Origin of the sequence: Amycolatopsis granulosa, assembly GCF_011758745.1 — a bacterium.
In the GTDB taxonomy this organism is placed as follows: Bacteria; Actinomycetota; Actinomycetes; order Mycobacteriales; family Pseudonocardiaceae; genus Amycolatopsis_E; species Amycolatopsis_E granulosa.
Window position 1 is genome coordinate 4,000,985 of the sequence record NZ_JAANOV010000001.1, and the last position, 17,770, is coordinate 4,018,754.

17 protein-coding genes are annotated in these 17,770 nt (G+C 73.1%); 10 read left to right on the forward strand and 7 right to left on the reverse strand.

Annotation, left to right across the window (positions count from 1 at the left end):
- Window positions 1-71 precede the first annotated feature (71 nt).
- Entirely contained in the window at window positions 72-464 is a 393-nt protein-coding gene (locus FHX45_RS19670; RefSeq protein WP_167104029.1) for a winged helix-turn-helix transcriptional regulator, read from the forward strand.
- Here FHX45_RS19670 and FHX45_RS19675 read toward each other — a convergent pair.
- Entirely contained in the window at window positions 452-1,258 is an 807-nt protein-coding gene (locus FHX45_RS19675; protein ID WP_167104032.1) for an alpha/beta fold hydrolase, read from the reverse strand. The genes FHX45_RS19670 and FHX45_RS19675 overlap by 13 nt on opposite strands.
- A gap of 72 nt (window positions 1,259-1,330) precedes the next feature.
- On the opposite strand from FHX45_RS19675, the gene FHX45_RS19680 reads away from it, so the two are divergent.
- Genes FHX45_RS19680 through FHX45_RS19690 form a run of 3 tightly spaced genes read left to right on the forward strand, consistent with a single transcriptional unit; the run spans window position 1,331 to window position 4,390 of the window.
- Window positions 1,331-2,650 carry an aminotransferase class I/II-fold pyridoxal phosphate-dependent enzyme gene (locus FHX45_RS19680; protein WP_167104035.1) on the forward strand — a complete coding sequence of 440 codons (1,320 nt, stop codon included), beginning with the start codon at window positions 1,331-1,333 and terminating at the stop codon, window positions 2,648-2,650.
- Window positions 2,651-2,693: 43 nt separating this feature from the next.
- Window positions 2,694-3,734 (forward strand): ABC-2 transporter permease, encoded by a 1,041-nt coding sequence (locus FHX45_RS19685; protein ID WP_167104038.1) that lies wholly within the window; start codon window positions 2,694-2,696, stop codon window positions 3,732-3,734.
- Window positions 3,731-4,390 carry a rhomboid family intramembrane serine protease gene (locus tag FHX45_RS19690; protein WP_167104041.1) on the forward strand — a complete coding sequence of 220 codons (660 nt, stop codon included), beginning with the start codon at window positions 3,731-3,733 and terminating at the stop codon, window positions 4,388-4,390. The genes FHX45_RS19685 and FHX45_RS19690 overlap by 4 nt, the downstream gene beginning before the upstream one ends.
- Before the next feature lie 9 nt (window positions 4,391-4,399).
- Here the strand turns inward: FHX45_RS19690 and FHX45_RS19695 are convergent, their stop codons facing one another.
- From FHX45_RS19695 to FHX45_RS19705, 3 genes are all read right to left on the reverse strand, one after another.
- Window positions 4,400-5,659, reverse strand: a complete 1,260-nt coding sequence (locus FHX45_RS19695) for a sigma-70 family RNA polymerase sigma factor (RefSeq protein WP_167109218.1) — start codon at window positions 5,657-5,659, stop codon at window positions 4,400-4,402.
- Between the two features lie 41 nt (window positions 5,660-5,700).
- The gene (locus FHX45_RS19700; protein WP_167104045.1) at window positions 5,701-6,123 is read right to left on the reverse strand and encodes a YciI family protein; all 423 of its coding nucleotides are present in this window, start codon (window positions 6,121-6,123) and stop codon (window positions 5,701-5,703) included.
- Between the two features lie 105 nt (window positions 6,124-6,228).
- Window positions 6,229-7,635, reverse strand: coding sequence for an aldehyde dehydrogenase family protein (locus FHX45_RS19705; RefSeq protein ID WP_167104048.1), 1,407 nt, complete (start codon window positions 7,633-7,635; stop codon window positions 6,229-6,231).
- A 34-nt stretch (window positions 7,636-7,669) separates the two neighbouring features.
- Here FHX45_RS19705 and FHX45_RS19710 point away from each other — a divergent pair, with 34 nt between their 5' ends.
- Window positions 7,670-9,118 (forward strand): PucR family transcriptional regulator, encoded by a 1,449-nt coding sequence (locus tag FHX45_RS19710; protein WP_243869149.1) that lies wholly within the window; start codon window positions 7,670-7,672, stop codon window positions 9,116-9,118.
- Between the two features lie 46 nt (window positions 9,119-9,164).
- Window positions 9,165-10,100 carry a ribonuclease Z gene (locus FHX45_RS19715; protein WP_167104051.1) on the forward strand — a complete coding sequence of 312 codons (936 nt, stop codon included), beginning with the start codon at window positions 9,165-9,167 and terminating at the stop codon, window positions 10,098-10,100.
- Window positions 10,101-10,181: 81 nt separating this feature from the next.
- Here FHX45_RS19715 and FHX45_RS19720 read toward each other — a convergent pair whose 3' ends face one another.
- Complete coding sequence (locus tag FHX45_RS19720) at window positions 10,182-13,280, reverse strand: BTAD domain-containing putative transcriptional regulator (protein ID WP_167104054.1); 3,099 nt, start codon at window positions 13,278-13,280, stop codon at window positions 10,182-10,184.
- Between the two features lie 74 nt (window positions 13,281-13,354).
- Between FHX45_RS19720 and FHX45_RS19725 the strand changes: the two genes are divergently transcribed.
- From FHX45_RS19725 to FHX45_RS19735, 3 genes are all read left to right on the forward strand, one after another.
- Window positions 13,355-14,236: an NAD(P)-dependent oxidoreductase gene (locus FHX45_RS19725; RefSeq protein WP_167104057.1), complete on the forward strand. Its 882-nt coding sequence runs from the start codon at window positions 13,355-13,357 to the stop codon at window positions 14,234-14,236.
- A complete protein-coding gene (locus FHX45_RS19730; protein WP_167104060.1) occupies window positions 14,233-14,976 on the forward strand; it encodes an SDR family oxidoreductase in 744 nt (247 codons plus the stop codon). The genes FHX45_RS19725 and FHX45_RS19730 overlap by 4 nt, the downstream gene beginning before the upstream one ends.
- 133 nt (window positions 14,977-15,109) lie before the next feature.
- On the forward strand, window positions 15,110-15,943 hold the full coding sequence (locus FHX45_RS19735; RefSeq protein WP_167104063.1) for a mechanosensitive ion channel family protein: 834 nt from the start codon (window positions 15,110-15,112) through the stop codon (window positions 15,941-15,943).
- Window positions 15,944-15,996: 53 nt separating this feature from the next.
- Here the strand turns inward: FHX45_RS19735 and FHX45_RS19740 are convergent, their stop codons facing one another.
- The gene (locus FHX45_RS19740) at window positions 15,997-16,389 is read right to left on the reverse strand and encodes a DUF6401 family natural product biosynthesis protein (RefSeq protein ID WP_208406006.1); all 393 of its coding nucleotides are present in this window, start codon (window positions 16,387-16,389) and stop codon (window positions 15,997-15,999) included.
- Window positions 16,390-16,482: 93 nt separating this feature from the next.
- Here FHX45_RS19740 and FHX45_RS19745 point away from each other — a divergent pair, with 93 nt between their 5' ends.
- Complete coding sequence (locus FHX45_RS19745; RefSeq protein WP_167104066.1) at window positions 16,483-17,343, forward strand: alpha/beta fold hydrolase; 861 nt, start codon at window positions 16,483-16,485, stop codon at window positions 17,341-17,343.
- 28 nt (window positions 17,344-17,371) lie between these two features.
- Here the strand turns inward: FHX45_RS19745 and FHX45_RS19750 are convergent, their stop codons facing one another.
- Complete coding sequence (locus FHX45_RS19750) at window positions 17,372-17,725, reverse strand: hypothetical protein (protein ID WP_167104069.1); 354 nt, start codon at window positions 17,723-17,725, stop codon at window positions 17,372-17,374.
- Window positions 17,726-17,770: the final 45 nt, after the last annotated feature.

Below are 17,770 nucleotides of genomic sequence, written 5' to 3' on the forward strand. Positions count from 1 at the left end.
CGAGCGGGACGAAACGCCGCATCCCGCCGCACGGCACGCACTTTCAAGTGCGTAGGACACCCGGAGGTGCCATGGCGACCCTGACCGCCGCGCAACGCAGGCAGCAGGACCGCGCGGCCTACGACGCGTTCCTGGCAGCCTGCCCCGCGCGCAAGGTGCTCGAGCGGATCAGCGACAAGTGGGTCACGCTCGTGCTCGCCGCGCTGGGCGACGGCCCGAAGCGCTACCGCGACCTGACCCGGATCATCGCGGGCGCGAGCCAGAAGATGCTGACGCAGACGTTGCGCGCGCTGGAACGCGACGGGCTGGTCGCGCGGACCGTGACCGCGGAGGTCCCGGTCCGCGTCGACTACGAGCTCACCGAGCTGGGCCGGAGCCTGCACGCCGTGGTGCGGCAGCTCAAGGACTGGGCGGAGAGCCACATCGCGGAGATCGAGCAGGCGCGCACCGCTTACGACTCCTGAGGCAGCCGGGCCAGGAAGTCCGCCAGGACGGCGTCGAACTCGGCGGTGCGTTCCAGGTTCGGCAGGTGCGCGGCACCGGCGATGACCGCCAGCTCGGATCCGGGGACGCTCGCGTGCAGGAACTCGGCTTCGGCCACCGGGGTGTACTCGTCCTGGTCGCCGACGACGACCAGGACGGGCACGTCGACGCCGGCCAGCGTCGGCACGTAGTCGGGGCGTTCGGCCCGGCCCCGCAGCGCGGCGGCGGCGCCCTCCGGTGAGGTGCCGCGCATCATGCGGTGGACGTGCTCGGCGACGTCCGGCATGGCCTCGACGTTGGCCGGCGCCACCATTTTCGTCAGGACCTCGTCGGCGTACGGCCGGAGTCCTTCTCGGAGCAATCGGTCCGCCATCTCGGTGCGGTTGCGCCTGCCCTCGGCGGTCTCCGCGCGCGGCGAGGTGTCGGCGAGGACCAGGCCGCGGATGCGCTCCGGGAACAGCCGGTGGCACTCCATCGCGATCTGGCCGCCCATCGACAGCCCGGCCAGGACGAACCGGTCCACGGTCAGCCGGTCGAGCAGGGCGGCCAGGTCGCGGGCGAAGGTCTCCAGCGGCGTCTTGCCGGGCACTACCGTCGTCTCGCCGTACCCGCGCAGGTCCGGGGCGATGACCCGCCAGCCCCGCGCGCTGAAGTGGTCCAGCTGCGGCCGCCACATCGAGCGGTCGAACGGGTGCCCGTGGACCAGGACCAGCGCCGGTCCGGATCCCTTGTCGTCGTAGCCCGCGGTGATCTCGCCGATCTCGATCGAACTCATGGCGATGACGGTAAGCGCGCTGATAGAATCGGTGCAATAAAAACATTGCTCTCGGTGCAAAGTGGGTGGACTGTGCGGGACTACCGGGCGATCGCCGACGCGGTCGCGGCCGACATCGCCGCCGGAGCGTTGCGGCCGGGGGACCAGTTGCCCCCGCAGCGCCGGTTCGCGCGGCAGCGGGGCATCGCGGTGTCCACCGCGGCCCGGGTCTACGGCGAGCTGGTCCGGCGCGGGCTGGCCGTCGGCGAGACCGGGCGGGGCACGTTCATCAGGGCCGGCCGGCCGAAACCGGAGGCGGCGCTCGCCGAACCGGCGGCCGCGACGGTCGACCTGGAACTGAACTTCCCGATGCTGCCCGGGCAGCCCGAGCTGATCGCCGCAAGCCTGGGGCCGCTGCTGCGGCCGGACCTGCTCGCCCAGGGGCTGGGGCCGTCGGTGGTGACGGGCGGCGCGCGGACGCGGGCGGAGGCCGTGCCGGTACTGGCCCGCGGCGGGTGGTCGCCGGACCCGGCGCACCTGCTGTTCACCGGGAACGGCCGCCAGGCGATCGCCGCCGCGATCGCCGCGCTGGTGCCGCCCGGCGAGCGGCTGGGGGTCGAGGCGCTGACGTACCCGGTGGTGAAGGGCATCGCATCGCGGCTCGGGGTCACGCTGGTGCCGCTGGAGGTGGACGAGCACGGGATCGTGCCGGACCTGCCGCCGCGGCTGCGTGCGGTCTACCTGCAGCCCGCGGTGCACAACCCGCTGGGTGTGACGATGCCCGATTCCCGGCGCGCGGAGCTGGTCGAGGCGGCACGGGCGCGGGACCTGCCGCTGATCGACGACGGCATCAACGGGTTCCTGCGGCCGGAGGTGGCGCCGCTCGCGGCGCTCGCACCGGAGCGGACGGTGGTGCTGGACAGCCTGTCGAAGCGCTTGGCGCCCGGGCTGACGCTCGGGTTCGTGGTGGCGCCGCCGGCGCTGCGCGAGCGGCTGACGGCTGCGGTGCGCTCGGGCGGCTGGGCCGCGGCGCAGTTCCCGTTGGCCGCCGCGACGAGGCTGATGGGCGACGGCACGGTGGCGAAGATCGAAAGCGCGAAGCGCGACGACGCGGCGGCCCGGCAGGAGCTGGTGCGGTCGCGGCTGGCCGGTTTCGCGGTGTCGGCGGACCCGCGCGCGTACCACTGCTGGTGGCGGCTCCCGGAACCGTGGCGGGCGGAAACGTTCGTGGCGGCCGCCGCGCGGCGCGGCATCGCCGTCACCCCGGCCGCGGCGTTCGCGGTGACCCCCGGCCGGGCCCCCACGGCCGTGCGGCTGGCGCTGTCCGCCCCGCCCGCCGACGTGCTCGCCACGGCGCTCGGCACGCTGGCCGAACTGGCCCGCTCCAGCCCCGAGGACACCGGCATGGAGTGACTCGGCGCGCGGGAAGCCGCCACCGCGCCTAGGTTCGGAAGCCATGACCAGCCAAGAATCCGGACCGCGCGGCCTCGCCGCCGATTTGCGGGACGCGATCGCGCCGCGGACCGTGCTGCTCGTGCTCGGCGTGCTGCTCCTGCAGCTCGGCTTCATCCTGTCCTACGTCGGTGCCTTCCACAGTCCGTCGCCGCACCGGGTGGCGGTCGCCGTGGTCGGTCCACAACAGACGGTCGAGGCGATCAACGGCATCCACGGCACCCCGATCGACGCCTCCGCCAGCCCCACCGCGGACGACGCCCGGCAGCGCGTCCTCGACCGGGACGTCGAGGCGGCCTACCTGCTCAACCCGTCCGGCACCACCGACACCCTCCTGGTCGCGACGGCGGGCGGGCCGGCCCTCGCCACCGCCGTCGAGCAGGTGTTCACCCAGCTCGGCGCCGCCCAGAACCGCACCCTGGACGTCCGGGACCTCGTGCCCCCGCAGCCCGGTGACGCCCGCGGCCTGACCGCCTTCTACGCCGTCGTCGGCTGGCTCGTCGGCGGGTACCTCGCCGCGGCCGCGCTCGGCATCGCGAAGGGCTCCCGGCCCGCGACCCTGCGCCGCACGGCGATCCGGCTCGCCGCGATGGTGCCGTACGCCATCGCGTCCGGCCTGGGTGGCGCGCTCATCGTCGACCAGGCCCTCGGCGCCCTGACCGGGCATTTCCTGTCCCTGTGGTGGATCGGTGCCGCCCTCACCTTCGCCGCGGCGACGGTCACGATGGCCTTCCAGGTGCTGTTCGGCGTCATCGGCGTGGGCATCACCGTGCTGATCTTCGTGATCCTCGGCAACCCGAGTGCGGGCGGCGCGTACCAGACCGAGCTGCTCCCGCCGTTCTGGCGCGCCATCGGCGACTGGTTGCCCAATGGTGCCGGCACCGAGGCGATCCGCGACGAGGTGTACTTCGGCGGGAACGCCACCGGCGGCCCCATTTCGGTGCTGGTGATCTGGGGCGCGGCCGGGCTCGTGCTGACCCTGGTGGCGTCCGCGTTGCGGATCCGACGGGAAACCGGCGGTGATTCCACTACCCTTGACGGATGACGGAACGCTCGCTGCCCACCGGCGCCGAAGCGCTGGCCATGATCGCCGAGGCGCGCAAGGCGCTGTGGGTCATGGTCGGGTTCCTCGCCCTCATCTGGATCATCCAGATCGGCAACTGGGCGACGGGCTACCAGCTCACCTTCGACCTCGGCATCAAGTCGCGGGACGTGACCTCGCTGCCGGAGGTCTTCACCGCGCCGTTCCTGCACGGGAGCTGGGGGCACATCGAGAGCAATTCCGGGCCGCTGTTCATCTTCGGGTTCCTCGCCGCCTACCGCGGGGTGCGCCGGTTCCTCGCCGTCACCCTGCTCATCGTCGTCGGCAGCGGCCTCGGGGTGTGGTTCGTCGCCGGCCCCAACACGGTCACCGTCGGCGCCAGCGGCGTCGTCCTCGGGTACTTCGGCTACCTCATCGTGCGCGGCCTGTTCGACCGCCGCCCGATCGACATCGTGATCGGGCTGGTGATGGCCCTGTGCTTCGCCTACCAGTTCACCGCGCTGCTGCCGGCCGAGGAGGGCATCAGCTGGCAGGGTCACCTCTTCGGGTTCGCCGCGGGCGTGGTCGGTGGCTGGGTGTTCCGGGAGGGGCGGCACAAGCAGGTCGAGCCGGCACCGGCGGACCCGACGGCCGTGCTCAACCCGCCGAAAGCGTCCTGAGCGACCCCGTCAATCCCGCGGTGCGCCCGAAACCTCCTTCGCCCGGGCGAGGAGCACATCCCGCTCCCGGGCGTTGCGCGTCATGCCCGCTGCCCGCTCGAATTCCACGCGTGCTTCCTCCGTGCGGCCCAGCTTCGCCAGCAGGTCGCCGCGCACGGTCGACAGCAGGTGGTACCGCGCCAGCGCGGGCGACTCCGCCAGCGCGTCCACCAACGGCAGCGCGGCCGCCGGGCCGGAAGCCATCGACACCGCCACCGCGCGGTTGAGCTCCACCACCGGTGACGGCGCTACCCGCGCCAGCTCGCCGTACAGCGCCACGATCCGCGCCCAGTCCGTGTCCGCACTCGCACCTGCCCGCGCGTGACAGGCCGCGATCGCCGCCTGCACCGTGTACGGCCCGCGCGCGGGCGCCAGGCTCTCCGCCCGCTCCAGCGCCGCCAAACCGTGGTTGATCAGCAACCGGTCCCACTTGGCGCGGTTCTGGTCCAGCAGCAGGATCGGCTCGCCGTCGGCGGTCACGCGCGCCCGGACTCGCGACGCTTGCAGCTCCATCAGCGCGAGCAGCCCGAACACCTCGGGCTCCGTGGGCGCCAGCCCGGCCAGGATCCGCCCCAGCCGGATCGCGTCGGCGCACAGCTGCGGCCGCATCAGGTCGTCCCCGGCCGTGGCCGAGTACCCCTCGTTGAAGATCAGGTACACGACCTCGAGCACCGACCCCAGCCGCTCGGCCAGTTCCGCGCCCACCGGCACCTCGAACGGCACCTTCTTCTGCGCCAGCGTCCGCTTCGCCCGCACGATCCGCTGTGCCACCGTGGCCTCGGGCACGAGGAACGCGCGCGCGATCTCGTCCGTGGTCAGCCCGCCGAGCAGCCGCAACGTGAGGGCGACCCGCGCCTCGGTCTTCAGCACCGGGTGGCACGCGGTGAAGATCAGCCGCAGCAGGTCGTCCGGCACCTCGTCCGGCTCGACCTCGATCGCCTGCCGCGCGGTCTCCACGTCGAGGCCGATCTCCTCGTGCTTGCGCTCGGCCATCTTCACATGCCGGAAGTGGTCGATCGCCCGCCGCTTGGCGATCGTCATCAGCCACGCGCCCGGGTTCGACGGCACGCCGGAAGCCGGCCACTGCTCCAGCGCCGCCACCAGCGCGTCCTGCGCCAGCTCCTCGGCCAGCCCCACGTCGCGCACCATCCGCGTCAGTGCCGCGATCAGCTTGGCGGACTCGATCCGCCACACGGCGTCGATGGTGCGGTGTGCCTCGGTGACCGTCACGGCCACCGAGCACACCACCTCGCCGCGGCGAGGGCAAGTTGTTACCGGCCGTGCTGCTCGGCCGACTGCTGGCGCATCCGCTCCTCGGCCTCGCGCAGCTCCGGCGTGTACGCCTCACCGAAGTCCTCGGGCGCGAACACCTGCCGGATCTCGATCTCGGCGTCCTCGAACGGGGCGCGCTTGAGCCATTCGACGGCCTCCTCGCGCGACTTGACGTCCAGGATCCAGAACCCGGCGAGCAGCTCCTTCGTCTCGGCGAACGGGCCGTCGATGACGCTCGTGCCCTCGTTCGTGTACTTCAGCCGCACACCCTTCGAGCTGGGGTGCAGCCCCTCGGCGGCCAGCAGCACACCGGCCTTGACCAGCTCCTCGTTGAACTTGCCCATCGCGGTGAGCTCCTGCTCGGTGGGCAGCACGCCGGCCTCGGTCTCCTCGCTCGCCTTCACCAGCACCATGAACTTCATCGGTCTTCTCCTGCCGTCGGTGGTCCCTCCCGTGGAACCGCTCACGATGACATCGATCGAGCCAAGCGCGAATCGACAAGGCAGGACAATTTTCGTCCGAGAATCTCAGCTGACCCCGGTCAGCACGAGAACCCGCTGCTCGGTCAGGTCGTCCATCGCCGCGCGCAGACCCTCCCGCCCGGTGCCGGACTCCTTCACGCCGCCGTAGGGCATCTGGTCCGCCCGGTAGCTCGGCACGTCGCCGATCACCACGCCGCCGACCTCCAGCCGTGCCGACGCCTCGAACGCGATCCGCAGGTCGTGCGTGAAGATGCCGGCCTGCAGGCCGAACCGCGAGGCGTTGACCCGGGCGAAGGCGTCCTCGACCGAGTCGACCGGCGCCAGCGACAGCACCGGGCCGAAGATCTCCTCGGCGTTGACCGCGCAGTCCTCCGGCGCACCGGCGAGCACGGTCGGCGCGACCAGCGCGCCCTGCCGCGGCCCGCCGGCCAGCAGCTCGGCGCCGGCCGCGACCGCATCGTCGACCCACGACTGCACCCGCACCGCGGCGGCCTCGTTGATGAGCGGCCCGACCTCGGTGTCCACGTCGAGCTTCCGCACGTGCGCGACCACCCGGTCGGCCAGCTCCGCGTAGACGTCGCGGTGCGCGTACACGCGCTGCACCGAGATGCACGACTGCCCGCCCTGGTAGGTGCCGAAGGTCGCGATCCGCTGCGCGGCGAAGTCCAGGTCCGTCCAGTCGGGGCAGACGATCGCCGCCGCGTTCCCGCCCAGCTCCAGGGTCACGTGCTTGCGTGGTACCCGGTCCTGGATCGACCAGCCGACCGGGCCGGACCCGGTGAACGACACCACCGGCAGCCGCGGATCGGTGACCAGCTCGCCGGCCGCCTCGTTCGGCATCGGCAGCACCGACCACGAGCCGGCGGGCAGATCCGTTTCGGCGAGCAGTTCGCCGAGCACCAGCGCGGTCAGCGGGGTGGCCGGCGCGGGCTTGAGCACGATCGGGCAGCCGGCCGCGATGGCGGGGGCGACCTTGTGGGCGACCAGGTTGAGCGGGAAGTTGAACGGTGTGATGCCCAGCACCGGTCCGCGCGGGGCGCGCCGCACCAGCGCCAGCCGTCCGGCCGACGCCGCGTCGGTGTCCAGCCGCTGCAACTCGCCCGAGAAGCGGCGGGCCTCCTCGGCGGCCCAGCGGAAGGTGGACACCCCGCGCCCGACCTCGGCGCGGGCCCACTTACGCGGTTTGCCGGACTCGGCGTGGATCAGGTCCGCGATCTCCTCGGCGCGTTCGCCGAGGCGGCGGGAGACGTGGTCGAGGGCGTCCGCGCGCGCGTAGGCGGGCAGCTGGGCGACCTCCTGACGCACGTCGTGGGCGGCCGCCACGGCGGCTTCGATGTCCGGGGCGGTGGCGTTGCTGGTGGTCCCGGCGAGCGCGCCGTCACGGGGGCTGCGCACTTCGACGACGTCCGTGCTCGACGCCGGACGGCCGGCGACCCAGTAGGGGATGGTCATGCGTCCAGCATCGGTCCGGCCACACCGGACGGAAATGGCCGAACTGGCCAACCCGGTGCCGCAGACCTGGACGAAGTGGCAGAGTGGTGGCATGCCGGTGACCCTGCGGCGGCTGCTCGCCGATCCCGCGCTCGGGCTGCGCGTCCTGGCCGGGGAGCCGGGGCTGGACCGCGCGGTCGGCTGGGTGCACGTCAGCGAGCTGGACGACCCGACGCCGTTCCTCGAAGGCGGTGAACTGCTGCTCACCACCGGACTGCGGCTGGTGAGCGACGCCGCGTACGTGGCGCGGCTGACCGAACGGAGGCTGGCCGGCCTGGGATTCGGCATCGGCCTGAGCCACGCCGGGGTGCCGCGCGAACTCGTGCGAGCGGCGGCCGCGGCCGGCATGCCGCTGCTCGAGGTGCCGCGGCGCACGCCGTTCATCGCGATCAGCAAGGCGGTGTCGGCGGCGCTCGCCGCGGACTCCTACGCCGAGGTCACCGCCACGAACGCGGCCCAGCAGGAGCTGACGCGCGCCGCGTTGCGCGGGCCGGACGCCGCGGTGCGGCGCCTCGCGCGGCTGCTCGACGGGTTCGTCCTGCTGATCGACCGCCGCGGGACGGTGGTGCGCTCCGCGCCCGCGGCCGCGGCGACTCGGCTCGCGTCGGTCACGGCCGAGCTGGCGCGGTTGCGTGGCGGCCCGGCGAGCGCGAGCTTCGAGGTGGACGGGCAGCACGTCGTCGTCCAGGTGCTGCGGCACCACGGGTTCCTCGTGGCCGGGCGGCCCGAGCCGTTCGACCGGACCAGCCGGCACGTGCTGAGCGCGGCCGCTTCGCTGCTCACGCTGGCGCTGGCGCGGGTGCGTGGCGTCGAGGACGCCCAGCGGCGCCTGCGGACCGCCCTGATGCGGCTGCTACTGGCCGGGCAGCGTGCGCTGGTCGCGGAAATCGTCGAGCTGCCGCCGGAGCCGGTGGAGGTGTTCGCGTTGACCGGACCGGCCGAGCGGGCGCTCGACGCACTCGACGGTGGTCCGGCGTTCTGCGCGGAGCTGGACGGGTTCGTGGTGGCGATCGCTCCCGAGGGGTACCGGATGGCGGGGCTGACGGGCGGGGTCGCGGCAGCACGCGGGTACGCGGATCTGGCTGCCGCACACCGGCATGCGGTGAGCGTGGCGGCGAACGGGGAGCTGGTGCGATTCCGCGGTGACCTGGTGTCGTTGCTGCCGGCGGAGGACGCGCAAGCGTTTGCGGCCACGGTGCTGGAGCCGGTGGAGCGGCACGACGCGGCTGGGCGGGGCGACTTGCTGGTGTCGCTCGCGGAGTGGTTGCGGTCGCACGGGCAGTGGGATCCGGCGGCCACGCGCCTGGGCGTGCACCGGCACACGCTGCGGAACCGGATGGCGAAGGTGGCCGAGCTGACCGGCCGGGACCTGGACGACCCGGACGTCCGGACGGAGTTGTGGATGGCGTTGCGGCTGCGTGGTCTCGTACCCGGCGGTGCCTGAGCCGAATTCCGCACCCGGGCCGGGACGGGCGGCTTAGGGTCGGGGGATGTCTGTGCGCGAGCTGGTGGTGCTGGGGACCGGGAGCCAGGTGCCGACCCGGACGCGGAACCACAACGGGTACCTGCTGCGCTGGGACGGCGAAGGGCTGTTGTTCGATCCGGGGGAGGGCACGCAGCGGCAGATGCTGTTCGCCGGGGTGCCCGCGAGTTCGATCACGCGGATCTGCCTGACCCACTTCCACGGCGACCACTGCCTGGGAGTGCCGGGCGTGGTGCAGCGGCTGTCGCTGGACGGGGTGCGGCACCCCGTGACCGCGCATTTCCCGGCGTCCGGCGCGGAGTACTTCGGGCGGTTGCGGCGCGCGAGCGTGTTCCACGAGACGGCGGAGCTGGTCGAGGCGCCGGTTTCGGAGCCGGGGGAGATCGCGCGGGGAGCGTTCGGGAAGCTGGTGGCCCGGCGGCTGTCGCATCCGGTGGAGTCGTTCGGGTACCAGCTGATCGAGCCGGACAGCCGGCGGATGCTGCCCGAGCGGCTGGCGGCGCTCGGCGTGTCCGGCCAGGCGGTCGGGCGAATGCAACGCGAGGGCTTCCTCGAGCTCGACGGGCGCCGGATCGAGCTGGCCGAGGCGAGCGAGCCGCGCCGGGGCCAGCGGTTCCCGTTCGTCATGGACACCCGGCTGTGCGACGGGGTGTTCGAGCTGGCCGACGGGGCCGATCTGCTGGTGATCGAGGCGACGTTCCGCGCCGCGGACGCCGCGCTGGCCACCGAATACGGCCACCTGACGGCGGCACAAGCCGGGCGGGTGGCGGCCGAGTGCGGGGTGCGGAAGCTGGTGCTGACGCACTTTTCGCAGCGCTACGCCGACCCCGAGCAGTTCCGCGCCGAGGCGGCGGAGACCTTCGGCGGGGAGATCGTGGTGGCCGAGGACCTGGGGCGGGTAGCGGTCCCGGCGCGACGGCCGGCCCGGTCCGCGGCCGGCTAGGGAGTGCCGACCGTGGTGTGCGTGGCGGTGTGCGTGGCGGTGCGGGGTAGCGCGGCGTGGGGAAACCGGCCCGCGCGGCCGTCAACCGCGACTGTCTACCGTGGACAGGGGATCCGTGGGTATGTTCGCGGCGTGCGCCGGATCCAGCGCTCTGCCGTCGGCGAAGTGGACCTGGAACTGGTGGCGGCCGAGGGCGGTGGTGAGCCGGGCCGCGATGCGGTCGACGTCGTGCCGTTCGGCGGCGGGTAGCGGCGCACCGGTGGCTTCGCGGAGAGCAGTGGCTGCCCCCAGGAGCCGGGCGGCGTGACCGGCCCGCCCGGCGAGAGCCCAGGCGCCCGCGGAACCTTCCAGCGCCAGCGCGATCGCGCGGGGGTCGCCGGTGTTGCGGGCCGCCGTCAGGCCTTCCGCGTGCAGGGCCAGCGCCGCCGGGACGTCACCCCGCTGCTCGGCCGTGAACCCCAGCTCCGCGAGGATCAATGCCACCCCGAGATCACCGTCCATCCGGCGGCACCAGTCGAGCCACCGGCGCAGATGCGCGTCGGCCTCGTCGAGCTTGCCCTGCCGTCGCGCGCTCAGGCCCAGCCCCACCTCGGCGAACTGCTCGCCGCGCTTGTGGGAATGTCGTGCGGCCAGCCGGCGTGCCCGCTCGTGGAAATCGTCCGCGGCCGCGAAATCGCCCTGCAGCAACGCGATCCGGCCGAGACCCGACAGCTGGTAGGACGCCTCCGTCCACATGCCCAGCTCCTCGGCGTTGCGCAGACCCTCGCGGTGCAGTTCGGCGGCGCGAGGGTAATCGCCGGCGATTTCCGCCAGCGAGCTCAGCACTTCGCGCGTCTTCACCACACCCCACCGGTCCCCGAGGTCGGCGAACAGGGCCGCGCTCGCTTCCGCGTCCCGCCGCGCCGCCGCCAGGTCACCCCGCGGCCGTGCCTGTGCGGCACGCGTGCACAAGGCCGCGGCGACACCCCATCGGTCTCCCAGCGCGCGGAACCCCGCCAGCGCGCGGTTGATGCGCTCGGCACCCTTCGGCAGGTCTCCGGAGCCGATCAGGCTCATCGTCAGGAACCAGCGCGCCCGCGCCTGACCGGGCGGATCGTCCAGGTCGTCGTACCGCGTCAGGACCTTGTCGGCCTGCTCGGACAACCCCGGCTCGTCACCGAGCTGCGCCGCGAACCCCGCCTGCCACGCCTGCGCGCGCGCCCACAGCAGCGTCGGCGCCGGACCGTCGACCGCGAGGGCGGCTGTGATCGACCGGTGCCCCTCCCGCAGCCGTCCGCGGAGGAACCAGTACCAGCTCAGCGCGTTCACCAGACGCAGGGCGTGCTCGGCCTGCCCGTGCCGCACGGCGTGGTCCAGCGCCGCGCGCAGGTTCGCCGCATCCGCGTCGAGCGTGTCGAGCCAGCCCCGCTGACCAGCACCGCGCAGCCCGGGCTCGGCCTCCTCGGCCAGCGCCAGGTAGTGGTCGAGGTGCCGCTGTCGTTCGGTCCCGGCCTCGCCGGCCTCGGCGAGCCGCTCCAGTCCGTACGCGGCGACGGATTCGAGCAGCCGGTACCGCGGACCGGACGGTGTCTCGATCATCGCGACCAGCGACTTGTCGACCAGTCGCGCGAGCACGTCGGCACCGCCGCACACCGCCTCGGCCACGTGCAGGCCGCAGCTGTCGGCCTGCACGGCGAGGCGCCGCAGCGCCCGCCGTTCGTCGTCCGTGAGTAGTTCCCAGCTCCAGTCGATCACCGCCCGCAAGGTCTGTTGCCGGGCCGGCGCACCGCGGTGGCCGTGCGCCAGCAACCGGAATCGGTCGTCCAGTCGTTTCCGCAGCTCGTGGACACCCAGCGCCCGCGCCCGGGTGGCCGCCAGCTCGAGGGCCAGCGGCAAGCCGTCGAGCCTGCGGCAGATCTCCGCTACCGCCACCGCGTTGTCCGCCGTCCGGGCTGTCCCGGCCCGGACGGCGAACAACTCGGCGGCACTCGGCGGATCGAGCGGCGGCACCGCGTACAGGACCTCACCGGCCAGGCCGAGTGGTTCCCGGCTGGTGGCGAGGATCCGCAGACCCGGCGCCGCGCCGAGCAGCGTGCGGACGAGTCCGGCGACCTCGTCCGCCCGGTGCTCGCAGTTGTCCAGCACCAGCAGGAGACGCTTCGCGCGCAGCGCCTCCGCCAGCTTCGTGTCGTCGCGCACGTCGAGCACCGTGGCCACGAGCGTGGCCGGCGGGCCCTGGTGCCCGGCGAGCTCGGCGAGCCACACCCCGTCGGGCGCGCCGCCGCCGGCCCGGGCGGCGACGGCCAGCGCCAGCCGGGTCTTGCCCACCCCACCCGGCCCGGTGAGGGTGACCAGGCGGTGCGCGGCGAGCAGGTCGCCCACCTCGGCCTGGTGCACCTCCCGGCCGAGCAACTCGCCCACCGGTGCGGGCAGGTTGCCCGCCGGCCACGGGTCCAGCGCCGGGTCCTGGGCCAGGATCGCCCGGTGCAGCGCCGCCAGCTCCGGGCTCGGGTCCTGACCCAGCTCGTCCGCCAGCCGCGCCCGCAGGTCGGCGAACCCCGCGAGCGCCTCCGCCGGGCGCCCCGCCGCGTACAAGGCACGCAGGTGGACCGCCCGCAGCCGTTCGCGGAGCGGGTGCCGGCGCACCAGCTCGCCCAGCTCGTCGGCGAGCTCGGCGTGCTCGCCGAGGTCGAGCCGGACCTCGGCGTGCTCCTCCAGCGCGGCCAGCCGCTGCTCCTCCAGCTGCTGGGCGAACGGCCGCGCGAACTCCTCGTCGGCGAAGTCCGCGTACGCCGGACCCCGCCACAACCCCAGTGCCTCGGCGAACAACGCCGATTTCGCGCGGGGGTCACCGGCCGCCCGCGCCTGCTCGACCAGCGCCGTGAAGCGGTCCGCATCCACCGACTCCGGCTCGGCCCGCAGCAGGTAGCCCGGTGGCCGCGACACCACCAGACCCCGGCCGCCGGGTTCGGCCTGCTCCAGCACCCGCCGCAGTTGCGACACCTTCGTCTGCAACGCCGCCGCCGGGTGCACCGGCAGCTCACTGCCCCATACGTCGTCGATCAGCCGGCTCGCCGCCACCGGCCGTCCCCGTTGCCCGATCAGATCCGCGAGCAGCGCGCGGATCTTCCGCTCGGGCACGCGAACGGGCAGCCCGTCCGCTCCCCACACCGTCAGCGGGCCGAGCACCCCGAATCGCACCTCACCAGGGTAACGACGACCACCGACAGAAAACCGGAACCGAACCGAAAGCGGTGCGCGACAGGGTGGACGGCATGGAAACACCCGCTACCGACGTGACCGTGCTCGGTCTCGGCGCGATGGGGCAGGCGCTCGCCGCCGCCTTCCTCGGCGCCGGTCGGCGCACCACGGTCTGGAACCGCACCGCGGGGAAAGCGAAGCCCCTCGTCGAGGGCGGTGCACACGAAGCCGCCACGGTCGAGCAAGCCGTCGCCGCCGCCCCGCTGGTCGTCGTATGTCTGCTCGACAACGCGGTCGTCTCCGACGTCCTCGCCGGCGTCGACCTGGCCGGCCGGACCGTGGTGAACGTGAGCAACGGCACCCCGCGGCAGGCTCGCGAACTCGCGGAATCGGTCGCCTGCAGGGGTGCCGAGTACGTCGACGGCGGCATCATGGCCGTCCCGCCGGGCATCGGCACCGACCAGGCCATGCTGCTGTACTCCGGCTCGCAGCCCGCGTTCGACCGGTACCGCGACACGCTGGCCGTCCTGGGCACGCCGCAGTTCCTGGGCGCCGAGCCCGGGCTGGCCGCGCTGTTCGACCTGGCCCTGCTGGCCGGCATGTACGGCCTCTTCGGCGGGGCGTTGCAGGCGTTCGCCCTGGCCGGTTCGGAGGGCGTGGCGGCACGTGACTTCGTGCCGATGCTCCAGCAGTGGCTCGCCGCGATGGCTGCGAACCTGCCGCGCTTCGCCGAGCAGATCGACACCGGCGACTGCGCCACCGGGGTGGTCTCGAACCTGGCGATGCAGGCCGCGGCCTTCCCGAACCTCATCGACGTCAGCAGGGAACAGGGCTTGCGCCCCGACCTGCTGCTGCCCCTGCACGCGCTGATGACCGAGCGCGTCGCGGGGGGCCACGGTGCCGAGGACCTGACCGGCATCGTCGAACTGATCCGCACCCCAAAGGAGAACCAGTGAACTACCAAGGCAAGAAAGCCGTCGTCGTCGGTGGCACCCACGGCATCGGGCGGGCGATCGTCGACGCGCTGCTCGACGGTGGCGCGGAGGTGCTGCTCACCGGCTACAACGAACGCAACATCGAGGCCGCGCGCGCGGAGCTGGCCGCCCGTGTCGTCCGGTCCGACACCTCCGACCTGACGCAGATCGCCGCGCTCGGCGACCGGGTGGCGGCGGAGTTCGGCCAGGTGGACGCCGTGTTCGTGAACGCGGGCGTGTCCTACCTGCGGACCGTCGAGGAAACCACGGAGGACGTCTACGACCGCACCTTCGCCGTCAACGCGAAGGGTGCGTTCTTCACCGCGCAGCGGCTGGCCCCGCTGGTCGCCGAGGGTGGCGCGATCGTGTTCACCAGCTCGGTCGCGGACGAAGGCGGCTACCCCGGCATGGCCGCCTACGCCGGGTCCAAGGCGGCGGTGTGGTCGTTCGCGCAGGTGCTCGCCGCGGAGTTGCTCCCGCGCGGGATCCGGGTGAACGCGGTCGCGCCGGGATTCACCGACACACCGACCATGGGCGTCACGGAAGCAACCGACGCCGACCGCGCGGCGTTCCGGGAGATCGGCGACGAGCAGACGCCGATGAAGCGTCACGCACATCCCGGCGAGGTCGCCGACGCGGCGCTGTTCCTCGCCTTCGGCGCGACCTTCTCGACCGCCGTGAAATTGCCGGTCGACGGTGGATTGGGCCGCCGTCTGGGCTAGGACGCACATCACACATGTGGGGGACAGTCGCTGGTCCGGCAGGTGTGGCCCAGGCGGGCGTGGGTAGCCACTCCCTCGAAAGCGCTTCAGAAACGGGGCGCGGGTTGCTCGTGCAACGGAAGGAGAGAGGCCAGTGGCAACGTCCAACCTGGCGGCCGTCGACTTCGGCCAGGGTGTGTCCAACGCCTGGAGCGCGGTCGCGACCTTCGTGCCGAAGTTCGTCGCGTTCCTGGTGATTCTGGCGATCGGTTGGTTCATCGCCAAGGCGCTGAGCAAGATCGTGGAGAAGGTGCTCGAGCGGGTGGGGTTCGACCGGGTGGTCGAGCGTGGTGGTATCAAGCAGATGCTCTCGAAGAGCAAGTACGACGCGTCGGACATCATCGCCAAGCTGGTGTACTACGCGATCCTGCTGATCACCTTGCAGTTCGCCTTCGGCGTGTGGGGCCCGAACCCGGTGAGCGGGCTCCTCGCGGGCATCGTCGCATGGCTGCCGAAGGCCGCGGTCGCCATCATCATCGTGGTCATCGCCGGTGCGATCGCCCGCGCGGTGAAGGACCTGATCAGCGGTGCCCTCGGCGGCCTGTCCTACGGCAAGACGCTGGGGACGATCGCCGCGGTCTTCATCTGGGCGCTGGGTATCATCGCCGCGCTGAACCAGATCGGTGTCGCCACGACGGTGACCACGCCGGTGCTGGTCACCGCGCTCGCGATGGTCGCCGGTGTCGTCATCGTCGGCATGGGCGGTGGTCTGGTGAAGCCGATGCAGCAGCGCTGGGAGCGCTGGCTGGGTCGCGCCGAGGAGCAGATTCCCGCGGCGAAGGCGCACGCCGACGCCTACCAGCGCGGTCGGGAGGACGCCACCCGCGCGAGCACCGCGGAGGCCCCGACCGAGGAGATGAGCCGCCCCACCGGTTCGGCGGGGTCGGACAGCGGCGCGACCGCCCGGCCACCGGAGAGCTTCCGGTAGCCGGGGAAGCAGAGCGGGACGGCCGGTCCGGTGACGGGCCGGCCGTCCTCGCGTCAGCGGAGTTCGAGCTCGAAGCCCTTGCGGTAGCCCGGATCGTCCATCGAGCTGGCCAGCGAGCAGACCGCGAGCAGGCGGAACGTGAGCCAGTCCATCGGGCCGGTCTCGGGCCCGTGCGGCACGGTGAGCCGCCATCCGGCTTCGCGGGCCTGGTCGAGCAGGCCCCGGGCGTAGCCGGCGAGCAGCACGACACCCGCGACCGCCGTCGATCCCTCGACCCCCGCGGCCAGGATGTCGCGCACCGCGGCCGAGTGCTGGTCGACCACCGCGGCGAGCCCGGGCGCGGCGGCCACGGCGGCGACGAGCCCCGCGGCTCCGAGCTGGCTGTGCAGAGAGTTCAACGTCCGGCGGGACGACCGTTCCGCCCAGACCGCGGCCAAACCGAACATGCCTCCACGGTAGCGGCCGGATTCGATCATGGGTGCCGGGGTTGTGCGGTGAAACGCGCTGTCAGCAAGGGAACACGGGTAGTTTCGGGACGCGTGGGACGGGATCGGCTCGGCGGTTTCCGCTCGGCGAGCGACCGGGCGCGCTACGACGCGGTCTACGACGAGGGGCTGCGTGCCCTGCCGGAACCGGCCGCGGTGCACGACGTGCCGACCGCGTTCGGGACTGTCCGCGTGTATCGTTTCGGCGCCGGCGGGCAACCGCTGGTGCTGCTGCCCGTCCGGTGCGGCACCGTCGTCGGGTGCCGGACCGCGATTCCCTCGCTGGTCCGGCGGCATCGGGTGTACGCCGTGGATCTTCTCGGCGAGCCCGGCCGCAGCGCGCAGACCGCTCCGATCCGCGACGGCGAGGACCAGGCGCGCTGGCTGGACGAGACGCTCGCCGGACTCGGCCTCGGTGCGGCGCACCTCTTCGGCCTCTCGACGGGCGGCTGGCTGGCGTGCAACCTGGCGGTCCGCCGTCCGGAGCGGGTCGCGTCGATGACTCTGGCCGACCCGGTCGCGACCTTCGCGCCACTGCCGCTCGGCGTGGTGCTGCGGGCCGTGCCGGCCGGTCTGCCCTACGTGTCCAGCTGGGCCCGGCCGCGGTTCCTCGCCTGGATCGCCGGGCAGGACGGCGACCCGGCCGGCTGCGTCGAAGGCCGCTTGATCAGTGCGGGCATGCAGCACTTCCGGATCGCGCTGCCCCGGCCGGTTCCCTTCACCGGCCGGCGGCTGCGGGATCTGCGGGTGCCGGCGCTGGTGATCCTCGCCGGGCGCACCGTGGTGCACGACTGGCGGCGTGCGCTGGCCCGCGCGCGCACGCTCCCGCACGCGGCGGTCGAGCTGTGGCCGGAGACCCCGCATGGCGTGCCCGCGGACCGGGCCGCCGAGCGTTTCCTGGCCCACTGGTCCTGAACGGTCCGGTGTGGACTGTCACGCACCGTCACCGCGATCGGCCGGGTGGGCGCGGCTCCTCCAGCAGCATCGCGCGCAGCAGATCGCGTGCCTGCCGCCGGATCTGCACCGAGTCGCCGTGACCGCCGATCGTCCACAGCAGCTCGGCCAGCGCGCATCCGGCGGTCTTCTGCAGCGCCCCGAAGTACTGCGCGAAATGCTGTGCCCACCGGCCGTGCAAGGTCACCAGCAGCTCGTCGCCGAACTGGTTGCGCAGCACGATCTCCTCACCCTCGCGCGCCTGGGTCCAGAACGGCAGCGCACCCGCCAGCGAGCGCCATTGGTCCGCCAGCTCGGCGATCCGTTTCCGCTCCAGTCGGTCTTCCTCGTCCTGCCGGTTCATCGCGCACTCCTCACCCTCCGTGCACGACGCTAGAACAGGTGTTCG